The organism is Bradyrhizobium sp. B120, from assembly GCF_049075665.1.
In the GTDB taxonomy this organism is placed as follows: domain Bacteria; phylum Pseudomonadota; class Alphaproteobacteria; order Rhizobiales; family Xanthobacteraceae; genus Bradyrhizobium.
On the sequence record NZ_CP185242.1, the window covers coordinates 5,805,264 to 5,821,989 of the forward strand.

The window sequence follows — 16,726 nt, forward strand, 5'->3', positions numbered from 1 at the left end:
AAATGAGCAGTTTCGAGACCCTCCTGTCATTGATCGCAGCGGTGCTGGCCGCATCGATCTCGGCCGTCCTGATCCGCGCAACGCGGCCTCTGCTGCTGCGCGTGGCACTGGCGAAGCCGAATGCGCGCTCGTCGCACCGCATTCCAACGCCGCAGGGCGCCGGCATCGCGGTCATCGCAGCCACGCTGCTGGCGGGCGGGATCGTCATCGTGCTGGCCGGATCGCCGGACCTGACAATACCATTTGCGGTGTTCGCGGCCTGCCTGTTCATCGCGGTGGTGGGCTTTGCCGACGACATCCGGTCGCTACCTGTCGTCCCGCGGCTGTTGCTGCAGGCTGCCGCCGTTGCGGCCGTGGTGTTTTCGGCGCCGGTCGATCTCAGGCTCGTTGCGGCCTGCCCGGTCTGGCTCGAACGCGGCCTGCTGCTGATCGCCGGCCTCTGGTTCGTGAACCTCGTCAACTTCATGGACGGGCTCGACCTGATGACGGCGGCCGAGGCCGTGCCGATCACGGTGGCCGTCGCCCTGCTCGGCAGCTTCGGCCATGTGCCCGCGGCTTGCGCGCTGGTCGCGGCGGCGCTGTGCGGCGCGTTGCTCGGCTTCGCGCCGTTCAACCGGCCGGTGGCCAAGATATTCCTCGGAGATGTCGGCAGCCTGCCGATCGGCTTGCTGCTGGGCTGGTGCCTGCTCGAGCTTGCCCTGCATCAGCAATTCGCCGCCGCGCTGCTGCTGCCGCTGTATTATTTGACCGATGCGACGGTCACGCTGTTTCGCCGCATCGCGCGGCGCGAGCCGTTCTGGTCCGCGCACCGCTCGCATTTCTATCAGCGCGCGACCGACAACGGATTTGTGGTGTGGCGCGTCGTCGGCGAGGTCTTTGCGCTCAACGTGGTGTTGGCGCTGCTCGCGTTCGCCTCGGTCGCCCTCAATTCCCTCGCAGCAGACATCGTCCTGCTGCTGGCCGGCGCGCTCGCCGTCGCCTGGCAACTGCGCCGGTTCTCGCGACCGTTCTGATCGGGCCAGAGCGTTTTCCAGCGAAGTGGATACCGGTTCGCGTGAAGAAAACGCGTCAAAATAGAATCTAGATATCCGTTCGAGTCAGTGCGCGTCTCAGCCCCTCGTCGAGGCTGATCGGCTGCTGCCATCCGGTGCTCGCGACCTTGGACAGATCGAGTTCAAGCGAGGCGAACAGGCTGTCATAGGCTTCCTTGCGGCCGCCCACCGTGAGCGACAGTTTCAGGAGCGGCGACGGCAGCCAGAACAGACGCGGCGAGGTTTCTGCCGCGCGGGCAAGGCGTTCGACGAACTCCCGCGTCGAGACCTGCTCGCGGTCGGCCACCAGAAAGACGTCGAAATCATTTCCTGGTCGCGACAACCGATACAGAATGAACGACGCCAGGTTTTCCGCGGACAGGAACGCGCGGCGATTCTTCACAAAGGCGAGCGGGAGCGGCATGCGATTGATCACCGCACGCTTGAGCAGGGCGAAATTTCCTTTCGCACCGGCGCCGTAGATCAGCGGCGGCCTGATCACGGTCACCCTCATGCCGCTGCCCGGCACAATCCCCTTCAGACCAACCTCGGCGGCGGCCTTCGAGTTTCCGTAGAGACCGCGAGGTGTCAGGACATCGTCCTCGCGAAACGGCGGGCGTCCGTAATTGCTGCGCCCATGCACCAGGATCGTGCTGACAAAAATGAAATCCCGAACGCCCGCCGCGACCGCCGAACGCGCCAGGTGCAGCGTGCCTTCGATATTGACGTTGCGGTAGAGCTCGATCGCCTGTTCATCGGACTGCTGGTGAACGCGAGCCGCAAGATGAACGACGGCGTCCACGCCATCGAGCGCGGCGCGCCAATCGGTGGCGGGACTGAGCGAGCCGATCGCCACGTCGTTTGCGTCTTGCAGCGGGGTGCGCACCGCGCGTCGCACCAACCAGCCGTTCTGCTCCAGCTCGGGCACGACGTGGCGACCGACAAAGCCGCTCGCACCCGTCACAAGAACGGTCGGCCGGTGATCATTCATGCTGTCCGCTCCACGTCTTGATTGGATAACAGCTCCGCAACCAGCGCGGCGTAGCTCGACAGCGCCCGCTCGGGACTGAAGGTCCGCGCGGTCGCGACGGCGCGCTCGGCCATCGCGGCGTCTTGCGATTGCGACGCCATCCTGATCGCATCGGCGAGTTGGTCGGGCCGTCCCGGCGTGACAACCCAGCCCAGCCGGTTCTCGCTGACGGTCAGCGCGGCCTCGGCTTCGGGTTCGGAGACCAGGATGACGGGCCGGCCGGCTGCGAGCAGATTATAGAACCGGCTCGGGACCGATACACCGGCAACGTTCTCGCGATAGGGAATCAGCCAGACGTCCGCGCTGGAGAGCAGCGCATCGAGCTCGCCATCCGCGACGCGCTCGACCAGCGTGACGTTGGCGAGCTGCGCCTCGGCCTGCATCACCTTCAGCCGCGCAAAACCCATGCCCCATCCCGACAACAGGAAATGGATGTCGCGTTCGTCACGCAACAGCCGCGCGGCCCCGAAGACGATGTCCGGATCGTGGGTGAAGCCGAGATTGCCGGACAGGCCGACGACGAAGCGGGCGGCGATCGCCTTGCGAAACGGATTATCGGGGCTGACGGGACGATTGCCGGGATCGAGCGTGGCCCAGTTTGGGATGAACCTGATCTTGTCCGGTGTCATGCCACGATAGCGCAGCAGCAGCTTCTCGGCGTCGCGGCCGATCACGATAACGGCGTTCAAGGCACGGAACATCAGCGCGTTGATCGCGCGCATCGCCCGCGCAACCAGCGAGGACGGCCGCAGCAGGCCGGCCATCACGAGAACATCCGGAAACAAATCGTGCAGGATCAACGCCGACTTGGCCCCCTTCAGCCGCGCCGCGACGGCAACCGCATAAGGCAGCGCGAAGGGAGCGGTCACCGTCAGCGCCACGTCGCCGCGCTGCAGCCGCGACAACAACGCAATGAACATCCGTGCGGTGAACAGCGCCTCGGCGAGCGCGCGCTTGATCAGCGCCGCTTTTCCCGGCAACCAGTTCCTGATCTCGACGACGACGGGCCGCCCCGGCGCCGGCGCCCTCGCCGAGCCCGGCATCCCGGAGACCACCACCACCTCCGCCTCCTGCGCGATCCGTTCGGCGATCGCGGACATGATCGCGGCGGTCGTGCTGTGGTCCGGCGGATAATGCTGGCTGGCGACCACGACTTTTCGAGAACTGGGCATCAATGGCTTTCGAAGCGGTCCTGCCTGATCGCCCGCAGGACGGCGCGGTCAGGCGGCATTCGACCCGAACTCGGGCACGGCGTCCTGAAGGACGGCACGGATGGTGACGCGGTCATCCCTCTCGATCGCATCTTCCAGCGCCGCGAGCCACTTGCGCAGCGTCGACATTGGAGGCTGGTTCGGCTTGGCGGCCATGACGCCGGCAACGCCGATTTCGAGCGTCGGCTCCTGGCTTGCGAACAGGATCTCGTTCAGCCGCTCGCCGGGACGGATGCCGCTGAACACGATCTCGACGTCGGCGCCCGGTTGCAGGCCCGACAGGCGGATCATCCGCTCGGCGAGATCGACGATCTTCACCGGCTGCCCCATGTTCAGCACATAGACCGAGACGTCAGGCCGCGCCGGCGTCATGGCGTGCGTCGCGGCGGTGATCACGAGATCGCAGGCTTCGCGGATCGTCATGAAATAGCGGACCATATCCGGATGGGTCACCGTGATCGGTCCGCCGGCCTCGATCTGGGCCTTGAATTTCGGGACCACGGATCCGTTGGACGCCAGCACGTTGCCGAACCGCACCGAGATCAGCCGCATATGCGACTTGCCCCTGGCCTCGGCCATCAGGTCATGATCCATCGCCTGACAGTACATCTCGGCGAACCGCTTGGTCAGGCCCAGCATCGACACCGGCTCGATCGCCTTGTCGGTCGAGATCATCACCATGGCGCTCGCGCCCGCGGCACGCGCCGCGTCGGCGACGTTCACGGACCCGAAGATGTTGGTCTTGACCCCTTCGCTCCAGTCGCGCTCCAGGATCGGCACATGCTTGAGCGCCGCGGCATGGAACACGATGTCGGGCTTGAACTCGCTCATCAGGCGCGTGATGCGCTCGCGATCCCTGATGTCCGCGATCCGGCCCTCGATCTCGGGGCCCGCATCGCGCGCGGACAGCGCCTCGGTGACCGCATAGAGCGCCGGCTCCGAGTTCTCGACGACCAAAAGACGCGCCGCGCCGAAGGTCGCGACCCTCTCGCAGATCTCCGCGCCGATCGAGCCGCCGCCGCCGGTCACGATGACGGACTTGCCCTTCACCAGCGTCTCGAGCCGCGCATAGTCGATCTTCTGGCTCGGGCGCAGCAGCAGGTCCTCGACCGCGACATTGGTGAGCCGTGGCGTATCGCCGCCCTCCAGCGACGGCAGGCGGCTGACCATCAGACCGAGCCGCTTGGCGCGCATCAGCACGCTTTCCGGATGCGCATCCGGCTCGAAGGCCGAGGGCGTCATGATCACGCGCTTGATCGGCCGCTGGCGGCTCTCGAAATCCCGAATCACCGCTTCGATATCGTCGACGCCGCCGACCACGGGAATGTTGCGGATCATCTGGCCGCGGTCCGCGGCCGACGGCGAGAGCACGCCGACCGGCCAGAGCCGCTTGATGGCGCCGTTCTCGATGCCGCGCAGCACGACTTCCGCGTCGGCCGTGCGTCCGACCAGCAGCGCCGACGCGGCATTGTCGGATCGGGCATGAAGCCGCGTGCGCGAATAGCGGAAGTAGCGATAGCCGAGGCGCAGCGCGCTCAGCGCGAACACCTCGAGGAAGAAGAACAGGATGATCGTGACGCGGCCGAGGAACACCGGGCTTGGCGAATTCGCTCCGGTGAAGAAGTAGACATAGTCCACCACGACCAGCGCCAGCGTCAGCACCGCTGCGACCCGCAGGATGTTCACCGCGTCCGGCAGCGAGGTGAAGCGCCATTTCGCGGTGGTCAGATTGGAGAAATAGCTGACCACGATGCTGAACAGCACGAACCAGGGCAGAATGCGCAGCAAGTGCGGCAGCCGATCGGTAAGCAGGCTGCCCTCGAAGCGCAGATAGAAGCTCGCCAGCAACGCAAACGTCGTCGCCAGCGCGTCATGTGCCAGAATCAGGAAGTTGCGCAGGGTGAATTGTGAAAGGCGCGTCATCTAACGGACGGGTTGCTGGCAACTGGGAGTTGGCGACGAGACATTGGCAGGCTGTAGCGTATCTGCGGAGCCCTTGCCAGCGATCATGGACGGATCGGAGGCTCGGGTTCCATATCCGTCCCCAATCGCCCCTTCAACGCCATCCCGCCCGCAACGCCGACGCCCAGCACGTACATCCAGCCTTCATGAAAGTCGAAGATGTGTGAATTAAACAACGAACTTGAAATATTCTGTACCACGACGAGAAGCCCGATCCAGTTGACGAGACCGTCGCCGCGGAACAGCAACAGGTGCAGCAGCCACATCGCGTACAGTATCGCTACACCCACAATGCCCCACTGCACGGCGACGTTCAACGTTTGATTGTGGGGGTTTCCGATCACTTCGGCGGACGCCTGGTTCACGCCGCCGGCCGCGACGCGCTCGAACAGACCCCGCGTCGCGCCGGTACCGTGGCCGATGACCGGAGCCTCGGCGAAGAAGCCGAGCGACTTGCGCCAGAATTCGAGCCGCAGACCAAGCGACGTCGCCTCGTTGCGCTCCATGTAGAGCTTGTAGTCGCGCTGGAATGAATCGGCCGTCGCGCGCAGTTGCGGCGAGGCGTACCACGCCGCCACGAACAACGCGCCAGCCGCACACGCGATCAGGGCAATGCTGCGCCAGCGCAAATGCAGCAGCGCAAACACCGCGAACATGATCGGAATGGTCACCAGCGCGGTTCGCGACACCACCACGAACGCCATGTTGGCAAGCAGGCTGAGCGCAATCCCGACCAGCAACACGGCCGGCAGGACGCGACTGGCCCGCAACAGCATCACGATCGGATAGGCCAGCGCGACCGCGCACAGCGTGAATTCCTGGCTCTGGTCGATGTAGTTCTTGACGAAGACGCCCTGCTCGCCGGGGGCCGGCGCCCGCAGCGCGAGGTGGGGATAGGCAAGCACCAGCCACGACATCAGCATCAGCAGCGTGCAGGAGACGAGGAAAGCCACGAACACCCATGCCCCGCGGCTCGAGCGCTGGAAGTGATAGAGCAGCACCGGAAGCACCAAGAGCTTTGCGGTCGGCCCGACCGCGTAGAATCTCGCGCCCCAGGCGGCGTCCGACCAGAGCGTGCCGGTGAGCGCGAGGCAAAACAATGCGATCGGCGCCACGCAGATCGGCCGCTTCAGCAGCGTCCAGAACGCCCGCAGGTCGACGGTCGGCGCAATCGAGATCAGCAGCACCACGCCGAAGATGCCGACCAGCGAGGTCGACCACGGCAGCGACACCGCAATCAGGACCGCGACCACATCGGTCGTGCTCTGCCAGCGCGCCGGATCGCGCCAGGCCGGGCACGCCGCGGCGCCTGCCGGGGATGCCATGCTCGCGCTCACGCCTTGCCCTCACGGGCCCGGGCAACCAGCGACGTGGTGCTGTGGCCCTGCAGGATCTCGACCAGCACCACCTCGCCGCCGGCGGCCTCGACGATCTCGTGGCCGACCACCTGCTCGCGCGTATAGTCGCCGCCCTTGACCAGTACGCTCGGCCGCACCTTCGTGATCAGGTTGATCGGCGTGTCCTCCTCGAAGATTGCGACGAGGTCGACGGCTTCCAGCGCCGCCAGCACCTCGGCGCGGGCGCGCTCGTCCTGCACCGGACGTCCCTCGCCCTTCAGCCGCTTCACCGAGGCGTCGCTGTTCAATCCGACGATCAGCCGGTCACAGGCGCTGCGCGCGGCGGTCAGCACCTTGACGTGGCCGGGATGCAGGATGTCGAAACAGCCATTGGTGAAGCCGATCCGCAGATCCTGCCTGCGCCATTCCTCGAGATACGCGTCGACATCGCCGCCGGCCGGGACGATCTTCTCCTCCGCCGCCAGCGAGGCGTGCGGCAGGATCTTTCGCCGCAACTCGGCGGACCTGACGATCGCGGTACCGGTCTTGCCGACCGCAACCGCGGCCGCGGCGCTCGCGATCCGCAGCGCGCCGTCCCAGTCGGCACCGGCAGCCAGCGCCAGCGCCAGCGCCGCGGCGACGGTATCGCCGGCCCCGGAGACATCGCGCACCTTGACCGGCAGCGCCGGCACGTGGATCGAACCACCGTCCCGCGTCACCAGCGTCATGCCGCGCTCGCCCTGTGTCACCAGCATCGCCTCGCAATCGGCGAGGACCATCGCGTCGGGCGCGGCCTGCGCGATGCTGTCCTGGCTGTCGGCGCGGCTGCGGGTCGCCTCGGCGAATTCCTTCCGGTTCGGCGTCAACACGGTCGCGCCGCGATAGATCGCGAGGTTGGCGCTCTTCGGGTCGACGATCACGCGCTTGCCCGCCTGGCGCGCGGCGTCGATCACATTGCGGATCACGCGCGCGGTCAGCACGCCCTTGGCGTAATCGGACAGCAGCACGATGTCGGCGCGCGCAAGGCGCGGCAGGATCGCGTCGATCAGCTGCTGCTCGATGGCGGGCGCGGCCGGCGCGGCCAGCTCCCAATCGGAGCGCAGCATGTGGGTCGAGAACTGTTCGGAGACGAAGCGCACCTTGCGCGTGGTCGGACGCGCGGCGTCGCGCACCAGCACGGCCTCGATCCCGACCTCTTTCGCCAGCGCCTCTGATAGCACCGTTCCGGCGGCGTCCTCGCCGATCAGGCCGACGAAGATGCAGCGGCCGCCGAGCGCGGCGATATTGCGCGCGACGTTGCCGGCGCCGCCGATATTGATCTCGCTGCGCCTGACCGCGATCACCGGCGCCGGCGCCTCCGGCGAGATCCGCGACACCTCGCCATACACGAACTCGTCGAGCATGAGGTCGCCGACGCAGAGCACGGTCTGGCCGGACATTGCACGCGAGATCGCTTCAAAATCGAACATCAGTCACCGTCATCCGCTCTAGCGATAGCGATCCGCGCGATCGAGAAAGCCGTTCACATAGGCTCCGACCGCGTCTTCCAACTGCGTAAAACCGCCATTGTATCCGGCGCGCCCGAGACGATCGACGACGCTCTGGGTGAAATATTGGTAACTGCCGCGAATCTGCTCGGGCATGTCGACATACTGGATGTTCGGCTGCAGGCCGAGCGCGCCGTAGGCCGAGACGATCAGGTCCTTGAAGCTGCGCGCCTTGCCGGTGCCGACATTGAAGAGGCCGGAGACCCGCGGCGTCGCGACCAGCCACATCATCACCCGCACGACGTCGTCGACATAGATGAAGTCGCGGCGCTGATCGCCATCGGCGATGCCCTCGCGATGCGACTTGAACAGCTGCACGACGCGGCCCGCTCTGATGTCGTCGAAGCGGCGCGCCAGCACGCTCATCATCGTGCCCTTGTGATATTCATTCGGGCCGAACACGTTGAAGAATTTCAGCCCCGCCCATTGCGGCGGCAGCGGTTCGCCTTTCGCAGCGCGCTCGGCGACGGCGAGATCGAACAGGTTCTTGCTCCAGCCATACAGGTTCATCGGCCGCAGACGCTTCAACGCCTCAACGGAACCGTCGTCGTCAAAACCCTGGTCGCCGTCGCCATAGGTGGCGGCCGACGAGGCATAGATGAACGGGGTTCCAGTCGCGGTGCACCAGTCGAGCAGCCGCATCGAGAGACGGAAATTGGTCTCGATCACCAGATCGCCGTCGGTCGCGGTGGTCGCCGAGATCGCACCGAGATGGAGGACGGCATCCAGCCGCCGGCCCTGCAGCCAAGCCATCAACTCGGCCGGCGGCACGAAATCGGCGATCTGGCGCTTGGCCAGGTTCCGCCACCTGCCGTCGTCCCCAAGAAAGTCGCAGACCGTCACGTCGCTGCGCCCGGCGTCATTCAACGCGGCCACGACGTTCGATCCGATAAAACCGGCGCCCCCGGTTACCAGAAACATGATGAAATCCCGCCAGATTCCTTTGCAGCCGCCAGCTTTGCCCCACTCCTGCGCCACAGGCAACGACGGCTTTACCTCACATCGCGAACCGGTTACCGACTTGGCCGCGCCGATCCGGCTTTGGCCCATCTAGAAATGAATATTGATTCAATATCTGATATCGAAACCCAGGATACCGAGGATACCAGACCGATCCTCGTCGTGCCCTATGTTTGGATCGGCGATTTCGTGCGCGGCCACACCGTGGTCAGGGTGCTCCGCAAGCGCTGGCCCAACCGGCCGGTCGACCTCCTGACATCTAGGCTTTGCGCTCCTTTGGTCGATTATATGCCCGGCGTCCGTGCCGCCGTCGTGTTCGACCTGCCGCGCAGCCGGCTGGCGCTGGCCCGGCAGCGGGCGCTGGCGGCCGAGTTTCGGAAGCGGAATTACGCCACCGCGCTGGTGCTGCCGCGCACCTGGAAGGCTGCGATCGCGCCGGCCCTGGCGGGTATCCCGGAGCGGGTCGGCTTCTTCGGCGAGGCGCGGTTCGGCCTGATCAACGCCATGCGATGGGGCGAGAAGAAGCAGCCTCGGTTTATCGACAAGAACGCCATCCTGGCGTTGCCCGACGGCACGCCTCGGCCGCCCGAATGGCCGGTGCCGCAGCTACGGGTTCCCACCGACGAGGTCAGCCGATGGCGGCAGGCCAACGGCCTCGGCACCGGTCCCGCCATCGCACTCGGACCCGGCTCGGTCGGGGTCTCGAAACGCTGGACCTATTATCCGGAAGCCGCGCGGCTGTTCGCCGAACGCGGCTTCGACGTCTGGGTGGTCGGCGGCCCCGGCGAGAAGGCGCTGGCGCAGGAGATCGCGGCCGTCGGCGGCGCGCGGGTCCGCGATCTCACCGGCACCGATCTGCGCAACGGCGCGCTGGCGATGGCCGCAGCCAGCGTCGCTGTGACCAACGACTCCGGGCTGATGCACATCGCGGCCGCGATCGGCACCCCGACCATGGGCATCTTCGGCCCGACCGATCCCTATCTCTGGGCACCCCTCAACGGCCTCGCCGCCACGGTGCGGCAGACCAAAAGCAAGCTGCCGTGCCAGCCATGCCAGCGCACGGTCTGCACCATGAACGACCATCGCTGCATGCGCGACATCGCCCCCGAAGACATCGTCGGGATCGCCGAGCGCGTGCTGGCTCAGATCAGCGTGCGATAGACCGCCGCGATCGCGTTCGCCTCCGCATCGAGGCTGAACTTATCCACAACTCGTTGGCGAGCCCGCGCGCCCATCGCCTCGGCCGCGGCCGGATCGCGCATCAGGGGCTCGAGTGCCGCCACCAGCGCGTCGGCGTCGCCGGGCGGCGTCAGCACGCCGGTCGTGCCGTCCTCGACCACGAACTCGGCGGCGCCCGCGCGCGCGGCCACCAGCGCCGCGCCTGCCGACATCGCCTCGATCAAGGTCAGGCCAAAACCTTCATTGCGCGAGGTGAAGGCGTAGATCGTCAGCCGCTGGTACCAGCGCACGACATCCTCGATCGGCAGCTCGCCGGTGATGATGATGCGCGATTGCAGGCCGGCGGCGTCGATCTTCCGCTTCAGCTCATTGGCAAAGGCCAGTTGCTCCGGCACCACCGCGCCGACAATCACAGCGGTGAAATCGGGATAAAGCGGCAGCAGCCGGCACATCGCCTCGACGAACACGTCGCTGCCCTTCTGCGCGCGCACCCGGCCGAAGCAGCCGATCGCATAGCGCCCCGGCAATCCGCTTTCGGCGAAGGCATTCGCACGATCGGCCGGCGGCGCATAGCTGATGGTGTCGACGCCATGCATCACCACGGTAGCGTCGCGCTTCAGATAGGAGGCCGACAGCGGGCTGGTGGCGATGATCGCATCCTGGTTGCGGATCAGCCAGCGCGTCAGCCAGGTGTGATGGCGCTGCGCGGCTGACGTGAACAACAGTTTCAGCGGCCAGCCGAGCGCGCGCAGCAAAAGCCCGGCAATCATCTCGTCATTGCGCCGCGCGTGCCAGATCAGCGGCCGGGCGCGCCGCCACAGCCGCATCAGATCGACAAATCCGATCGCGTCGATGCCATCCGGCCGATGCGAGCCGAGCCAGCCTGCGCGAAACATCCTGGCAAGCTTCGGCGCGACCATGCGGTTGGTCGCGGTGACACCCGAATAGCGTCGGTGCAGATTGGGCACGATGAGCACGAGCTCGCCGGCAGGTGTGTTCTCGATCGGCACGCAAGTCTCCGTTTCGTGCCAGTTCCTATACGCAACATTAAGCATAGTGGCCAGTTCGGCCGCCGCGAAACCCCCTCTTCACCGCACTCCCGCTAGCATCGCCGGTTAAAGATATCGGGAGAGCTCTATCCATGACCGTGCTCGTGACCGGCGGTGCCGGCTATATCGGAAGTCACATGGTTCATGCGCTGGTCGATGCCGGCGAAAGCGTCGTCGTCGTCGACAATCTTTCCACCGGCTTCTCCGCGTTCCTGCCCGAAGGTGTTCCGCTGTTCATCGGTGACGCCGGCGACGAGAACCTCGTCGAGGGCGTGATCGCACAGCACGGCATCGACAGCATCATCCATTTCGCGGGCTCAGTCGTGGTGCCGGACTCGATGCGCGATCCGCTCGGCTACTACCGCAACAACACCATGACGACGCGCAGCCTGCTCAACGCGGCGGTGAAGGGCGGCGTCAACCGCTTCATCTTCTCCTCGACCGCGGCCGTCTACGGCAATCCGGACCAGGTGCCGGTGCCGGAGATCGCACCGACGCGTCCGCTGTCGCCCTACGGCTCGTCGAAGCTGATGACCGAGATCATGCTGCACGATGTCGCCTCCGCCCATGGCATGAGCTACGTCGTGCTGCGCTACTTCAATGTCGCCGGCGCCGACCCGAAGGGCCGCGTCGGTCTTGCCACCATCGGCGCCACCCATCTGCTCAAGATCGCGGTCGAGGCCGCGACCGGCCAGCGCGCCAAGATCGACGTGTTCGGCACCGACTATCCGACCCAGGACGGAAGCTGCATCAGAGACTTCATCCACGTCAGCGACCTCGTCGAGGCGCATCGCTCGGCGCTGTCCTATCTGCGCGCCGGCGGGCAATCGGTGACGATGAACTGCGGTTACGGCCGCGGCTATTCCGTGCTCGAGACCATCGAGGCGGTGCGCCGGGTCTCGATGCGCAATTTCGCGGTCGCCTATGCCGCGCGCCGGCCCGGCGACATCATGACCATGGTGGCCGATACGACCCGGATCCGCTCGCTGCTCGACTGGACGCCGCGGTATGACGATCTCGAGACCATCGCGAGCCATGCGCTGGCCTGGGAGGAGAAGCTGTTCCGGGAGCGCGGGGGTGCCGCGCGACAGGCAGAATCGGCCTAAAAATCAAGCCGTTATCAACCAGTTATTGTGCTTGAAAAAGCCCCGCCAAGCGGGCAAGGAGGTCCGCAACCCTGACGGCCGGCGCTGCCCGCCGTCAATGGAACGCGGATGGCTCAGTTTCCAAAGAAAATTACCGACGATCCCTATGGCGCGGCGATCCTGATTCGCCGTCTGGTCACGGAACAGGGGATCACCTACTGGCGGCGCTATTTGACGGCGTTCGCCCTGATGGCCGTTGCGGCCGGCTCGACGGCCGGCGCCACTTACGTGCTCGGCCAGGTGATCAACCAAGCCTATGTCGACAAGAACATCCCCGGCATCGCGATGTTTGCCGGGGTCACGGTGGTGCTGCTGTTCATCAAGGGCGTGGCGACCTACGGCCACATGGTGATCCTGTCGAAGATCAGCAACGCCATCCTGGCGCACAACCAGCGGCAATTATTCTCCAAGCTGATGAGCGAAAGCATCGGCTTCTTCTCGCAGCGGCACTCGTCGGAATTCCTGGCGCGGCTCACCGCCGGCGCCAAGTCGATCACCGACGTGCTCAACATGCTGGTCAATGCGATCGGCCGCGACTTCCTGATGCTGATCAGCATGATCGCCGTCATGGTCTGGCAGGACCCGCTGATGTCGTTCATCGGGCTGGTGGCGGTGCCGCCGGCGATGCTGGTGCTGCGCAAGCTGGTGAAGCGGATCAAGGGCCTCGCCTACAACCAGTTCACCGGCACCGCCGACATCATGGAGACGATGCAGGAATCGCTGCAGGGCATCCGCACCGTGAAGGCGTTCACGCTGGAAGACGCCATGCAGCAGCGGATCGACGAGAACATCGCGATCGTCGAGCGCAATGCCAACAAGATGGCGCATGTCGCCAACCGCTCCAACCCGCTGATGGAGATGCTCGGCGGCTTCGCGGTCGCCGGCTGCCTGATGTATGGCGGCTACAGCGTGGTGGCGCTCGGTTCCACGCCGGGCCAGTTTTTCACGTTCCTGACCGCCTTCCTGATGGCGACCGAACCCGCCAAGCGCCTGGCGCGCCTCAACATCGATCTCAACAGCCAGCTGGTCGGCGCGCGGATGCTGCTCGAAGTCGTCGACAGCCCGGCAAGCGAGCAGGCCGACGACGACAAGCCGGCGCTCAAGCTCTCCGATGCGCGGATCGAACTGCGCGACGTCAGCTTTGCCTATCGGCCCGGTGAGCCGGTGCTGAACCGCTTGAGCTTCATGGCCGAGCCCGGCAAGGTCACCGCGCTGGTCGGCCCCTCCGGCGGCGGCAAATCGACGGTGCTCGCCTTGCTGCTGCGCTTCTACGAGACGCGCGAGGGCGACATCCTGATCGACGGACAGTCGATCCTGTCGGTCTCGCGCAAGTCGCTGCGCCGGCAGACCGCCTATGTCGGCCAGGACGTCTATCTGTTCCGCGACACCATCCGCGCCAACATTGCGTTCGGCAAGCCGGGCGCCACCGAGGCCGAGATCGTCGACGCCGCCAAGGCCGCTTGCGCGCACGACTTCATCATGAGCTTCCCGCTCGGCTACGACACCCCGGTCGGCGAGCACGGCACGCAACTGTCCGGCGGCCAGCGCCAGCGCATCGCGGTCGCCCGCGCGCTGGTCAAGAACGCGCCGATCATCCTGCTCGACGAAGCCACCGCCGCGCTCGACTCGGAGTCCGAGAAGCAGGTGCAGGAGGCGATCGAGCATCTCTGCCAGGGCCGCACCACGATCGTGATCGCGCACCGCCTGCACACCATCATGCACGCCGATGCGATCCTGGTGGTCGAGGGCGGCGAGATCGTCGAGCGCGGGCGTCACGAGGATCTGCTGCGCCGCGGCGGCCGCTACGCCTCGTTCTTCCGCCTGCAGCATCACCACGACCCGTCGCCGCTGGCATTGGCGCCGATCAGCGCCACCGGCTGAGGTTCATCCCTTCTCGTCCTTGGCGACAAGGCCTGCGCGCAGCACGCGCAGGACATTGCCGCCCATGACCTTGCGGATGTCGTCCTCGGAGAACCCGCTCGACATCAGCGCCTGGGTCACGGCGGCGATCCCGCTCGCATCGAATCCCGTGGTGGTCGAGCCGTCGAAATCCGAGCCGAGGCCGACATGGTCGATCCCGACCAGGTCGCGGACATGGGCAATCGCCCGCGCGACATTGATTGGATCGAGCGAGCAGACCGCACCTTGCCAGAAGCCGATGCCAACCACGCCGCCGGTCCGCGCGACACCCCGGACCTCTTCATCGGTGAGATTGCGGTTGACCTTGCAGGTCGCCTGCACGCCGCCATGGCTCGAGACCACCGGACGCGTCGCCATCGCCAGCACGTCGGCGACCGCCGCGTGGCTCGCATGGGCGAGATCCACGATCATCCCCTTCGCCTCCATCCGCTGCACCACCTGCCGGCCGAGCGGCGTCAGGCCGCCCTTTGCCACGCCGTGCATCGAGCCTGCGACGTCGTTGTCGAAGAAGTGCGCGAGACCGGCCATCCTGAATCCGGCAGCGTAGAGCACGTCGAGATTGTCGATGTTGCCCTCGAGATCGTGCAGGCCCTCAATCGACAGCATTCCGCCAACCACCGTCATGCCGTTCTCGCGATCCGCCAGCAGGCGATCGATGTCGGCCGGTGTCGTGATCACGCGAAGCCGCCCAGTGGACTTGTCGGCGAAGCTGCGCAATTTCTCCGCATGCCATAGCGAGCGCTGCAGCAACGAGAACCACGTCCGCATCGGCTGCAGATCGATGATCGCAAGGTTCGTGATCGTGTCGGTGTCGCCGGCGTTGGCATCATAGTTCTGGCCCTCGGGCGACTTGGTGACCGACGAAAACACCTGCAACGCGTAGCGGCCCTCGATAAGGCGTGGCAGGTCGATATGGCCGCGATCGGATCGCGCGATCAGGTCGCGCTTCCACAACAGGCTGTCCGCGTGCATGTCCGCTACGTCGAGCGTCGCCTGCAAGGCCTGCGCGGCGGGCGTGATATCCAGGGCCACGCGCTGGACCTTGTTCTGCCCCCGGTCGATCCGTTCCGGGGTCACCACAAAAAAGCGAACAGCAGAGGCGAACAAGACAGCGGCAATCAGGGCTAGGCCGATCGAAAGCCATCTGCGCATCGGCATCACCGCTCTCGCCGGCCAAGGGCGGCCGCGCCCGGCGGAAAGCTGGCCTCACGTCTGCGCCTGGTGCAGCCGCGGCCCCTAGCCCCCAGCGCCGTAACCGCGTAAATACGGCCCGCGCTCCCTCCTTCAACCCTCCGGGACCCGTTCATGAACGCCGCCTCCACCGTCATTCCGCTTCCCCCGCAGCCCTCGCTCCCCGTCGTCGGCGAATCCGGCACCTATCCGGTCCGCCGCATCTGGTGCGTCGGCCGCAACTATCTCGAGCATATCAGGGAGATGGGCAATGACGAGCGTGCGCCGCCGTTCTTCTTCGGCAAGCATGCCGACATGCTGGTGCCGGACGGTGCGACGATCCCCTATCCGCCGCTGACCAAGGACCTGCATCACGAGGTCGAGCTGGTGGTGGCGATGAAGAGCGGTGGGCTCAACATTCCCGCCGACAAGGCGCTCGAGCATGTCTACGGCTATGCCGTCGGCATCGACCTGACCCGCCGCGACCTGCAGATCGCCTCGCGCAAGAAGGAGCGGCCCTGGGAGATCGGCAAGTCGTTCGACTATTCGGCGCCCTGCTCCGCGATCCAGCCGGCCTCAAAGATCGGCCATCCCTCCAGCGGCAAGATCTGGCTCACCGTCAACGGCAAGGAAGCGCAGAAGGGCGACCTCACCGAACTGATCTGGAACGTGCCTGAGATCATCTGGCAGCTCTCGCAGCAGGTGAAGCTCGCCGCCGGCGACATCATCATGACCGGCACGCCCGCCGGCGTGTCGCAGCTGCAACCCGGCGACAAGCTCGAATGCGGCGTCGACGGCGTCGGCACGCTGAAAGTATCGATCGGCAAGCCGGAGTAACTCCGGATCCGATCCACCGGCAGACCGCGGCCCCGAACCTGGTTCGGGGCCGTCGCTGTTTCAGAATTGCTCGTGGCCGGGATGGTTGGGGTCGCCGAGATATCCGCCGCCTCCGCTGCCACCGGCACTGTCACCGCTGTAATCAGTTCCGAGATAGGGCGGCGGATCGACCGGCTGGCGATGCGGGCCGCCCGAACCGCCCGGGGGCAGTTTCGCGCCCACATTCTTCGGCGGCGCCATGTGAAGTCCGCCGGCATGCGCAGAGCTCAGCGCGGTAACGCCGAACGCGACAACGGCAGCGAAGGCAAGAAGCGAATTGCGTGTCATGCGACGTCTCCTTGAACTCGG

The 16,726-nt window shown here is 66.0% G+C and carries 14 protein-coding genes; 5 read left to right on the forward strand and 9 right to left on the reverse strand.

Annotated features, from left to right (window positions below; genetic code table 11):
- The first annotated feature begins 2 nt into the window (after window positions 1-2).
- Entirely contained in the window at window positions 3-1,013 is a 1,011-nt protein-coding gene (locus tag ACOIX3_RS27045) for a glycosyl transferase (RefSeq protein WP_420965043.1), read from the forward strand.
- A 67-nt stretch (window positions 1,014-1,080) separates the two neighbouring features.
- Here ACOIX3_RS27045 and ACOIX3_RS27050 read toward each other — a convergent pair whose 3' ends face one another.
- From ACOIX3_RS27050 to rfaD, 6 genes are all read right to left on the reverse strand, one after another.
- Window positions 1,081-2,022, reverse strand: a complete 942-nt coding sequence (locus tag ACOIX3_RS27050) for an NAD-dependent epimerase/dehydratase family protein (protein WP_420965044.1) — start codon at window positions 2,020-2,022, stop codon at window positions 1,081-1,083.
- The gene (locus tag ACOIX3_RS27055; RefSeq protein WP_420965045.1) at window positions 2,019-3,233 is read right to left on the reverse strand and encodes a glycosyltransferase family 4 protein; all 1,215 of its coding nucleotides are present in this window, start codon (window positions 3,231-3,233) and stop codon (window positions 2,019-2,021) included. The genes ACOIX3_RS27050 and ACOIX3_RS27055 overlap by 4 nt, the downstream gene beginning before the upstream one ends.
- A 48-nt stretch (window positions 3,234-3,281) precedes the next feature.
- Entirely contained in the window at window positions 3,282-5,195 is a 1,914-nt protein-coding gene (locus ACOIX3_RS27060) for an SDR family NAD(P)-dependent oxidoreductase (protein WP_420965046.1), read from the reverse strand.
- Window positions 5,196-5,278: 83 nt separating this feature from the next.
- Window positions 5,279-6,559, reverse strand: a complete 1,281-nt coding sequence (locus ACOIX3_RS27065; protein WP_420965047.1) for an O-antigen ligase family protein — start codon at window positions 6,557-6,559, stop codon at window positions 5,279-5,281.
- Window positions 6,560-6,567: 8 nt separating this feature from the next.
- Window positions 6,568-8,040, reverse strand: a complete 1,473-nt coding sequence (rfaE1, locus tag ACOIX3_RS27070; RefSeq protein ID WP_420965048.1) for a D-glycero-beta-D-manno-heptose-7-phosphate kinase — start codon at window positions 8,038-8,040, stop codon at window positions 6,568-6,570.
- A gap of 18 nt (window positions 8,041-8,058) precedes the next feature.
- On the reverse strand, window positions 8,059-9,039 hold the full coding sequence (gene rfaD, locus ACOIX3_RS27075; protein ID WP_420965049.1) for an ADP-glyceromanno-heptose 6-epimerase: 981 nt from the start codon (window positions 9,037-9,039) through the stop codon (window positions 8,059-8,061).
- 135 nt (window positions 9,040-9,174) lie between these two features.
- On the opposite strand from rfaD, the gene waaF reads away from it, so the two are divergent.
- Window positions 9,175-10,239 carry a lipopolysaccharide heptosyltransferase II gene (waaF, locus tag ACOIX3_RS27080; protein ID WP_420965050.1) on the forward strand — a complete coding sequence of 355 codons (1,065 nt, stop codon included), beginning with the start codon at window positions 9,175-9,177 and terminating at the stop codon, window positions 10,237-10,239.
- Here waaF and ACOIX3_RS27085 read toward each other — a convergent pair.
- Entirely contained in the window at window positions 10,221-11,261 is a 1,041-nt protein-coding gene (locus ACOIX3_RS27085) for a glycosyltransferase family 4 protein (protein WP_420971801.1), read from the reverse strand. The two genes, waaF and ACOIX3_RS27085, sit on opposite strands and share 19 nt — an antisense overlap.
- A 137-nt stretch (window positions 11,262-11,398) precedes the next feature.
- On the opposite strand from ACOIX3_RS27085, the gene galE reads away from it, so the two are divergent.
- Window positions 11,399-12,412 carry a UDP-glucose 4-epimerase GalE gene (gene galE, locus ACOIX3_RS27090; RefSeq protein ID WP_420965051.1) on the forward strand — a complete coding sequence of 338 codons (1,014 nt, stop codon included), beginning with the start codon at window positions 11,399-11,401 and terminating at the stop codon, window positions 12,410-12,412.
- A gap of 108 nt (window positions 12,413-12,520) precedes the next feature.
- On the forward strand, window positions 12,521-14,332 hold the full coding sequence (locus ACOIX3_RS27095) for an ABC transporter ATP-binding protein (RefSeq protein ID WP_420965052.1): 1,812 nt from the start codon (window positions 12,521-12,523) through the stop codon (window positions 14,330-14,332).
- Between the two features lie 3 nt (window positions 14,333-14,335).
- Here the strand turns inward: ACOIX3_RS27095 and ACOIX3_RS27100 are convergent, their stop codons facing one another.
- Window positions 14,336-15,523 (reverse strand): dipeptidase, encoded by a 1,188-nt coding sequence (locus ACOIX3_RS27100; RefSeq protein WP_420965053.1) that lies wholly within the window; start codon window positions 15,521-15,523, stop codon window positions 14,336-14,338.
- A 153-nt stretch (window positions 15,524-15,676) separates the two neighbouring features.
- Between ACOIX3_RS27100 and ACOIX3_RS27105 the strand changes: the two genes are divergently transcribed.
- Window positions 15,677-16,378 carry a fumarylacetoacetate hydrolase family protein gene (locus tag ACOIX3_RS27105; protein ID WP_229170116.1) on the forward strand — a complete coding sequence of 234 codons (702 nt, stop codon included), beginning with the start codon at window positions 15,677-15,679 and terminating at the stop codon, window positions 16,376-16,378.
- Window positions 16,379-16,438: 60 nt separating this feature from the next.
- On the opposite strand, the gene ACOIX3_RS27110 is transcribed toward ACOIX3_RS27105, so the two are convergent.
- Window positions 16,439-16,705 carry a hypothetical protein gene (locus ACOIX3_RS27110; RefSeq protein WP_420965055.1) on the reverse strand — a complete coding sequence of 89 codons (267 nt, stop codon included), beginning with the start codon at window positions 16,703-16,705 and terminating at the stop codon, window positions 16,439-16,441.
- Window positions 16,706-16,726: the final 21 nt, after the last annotated feature.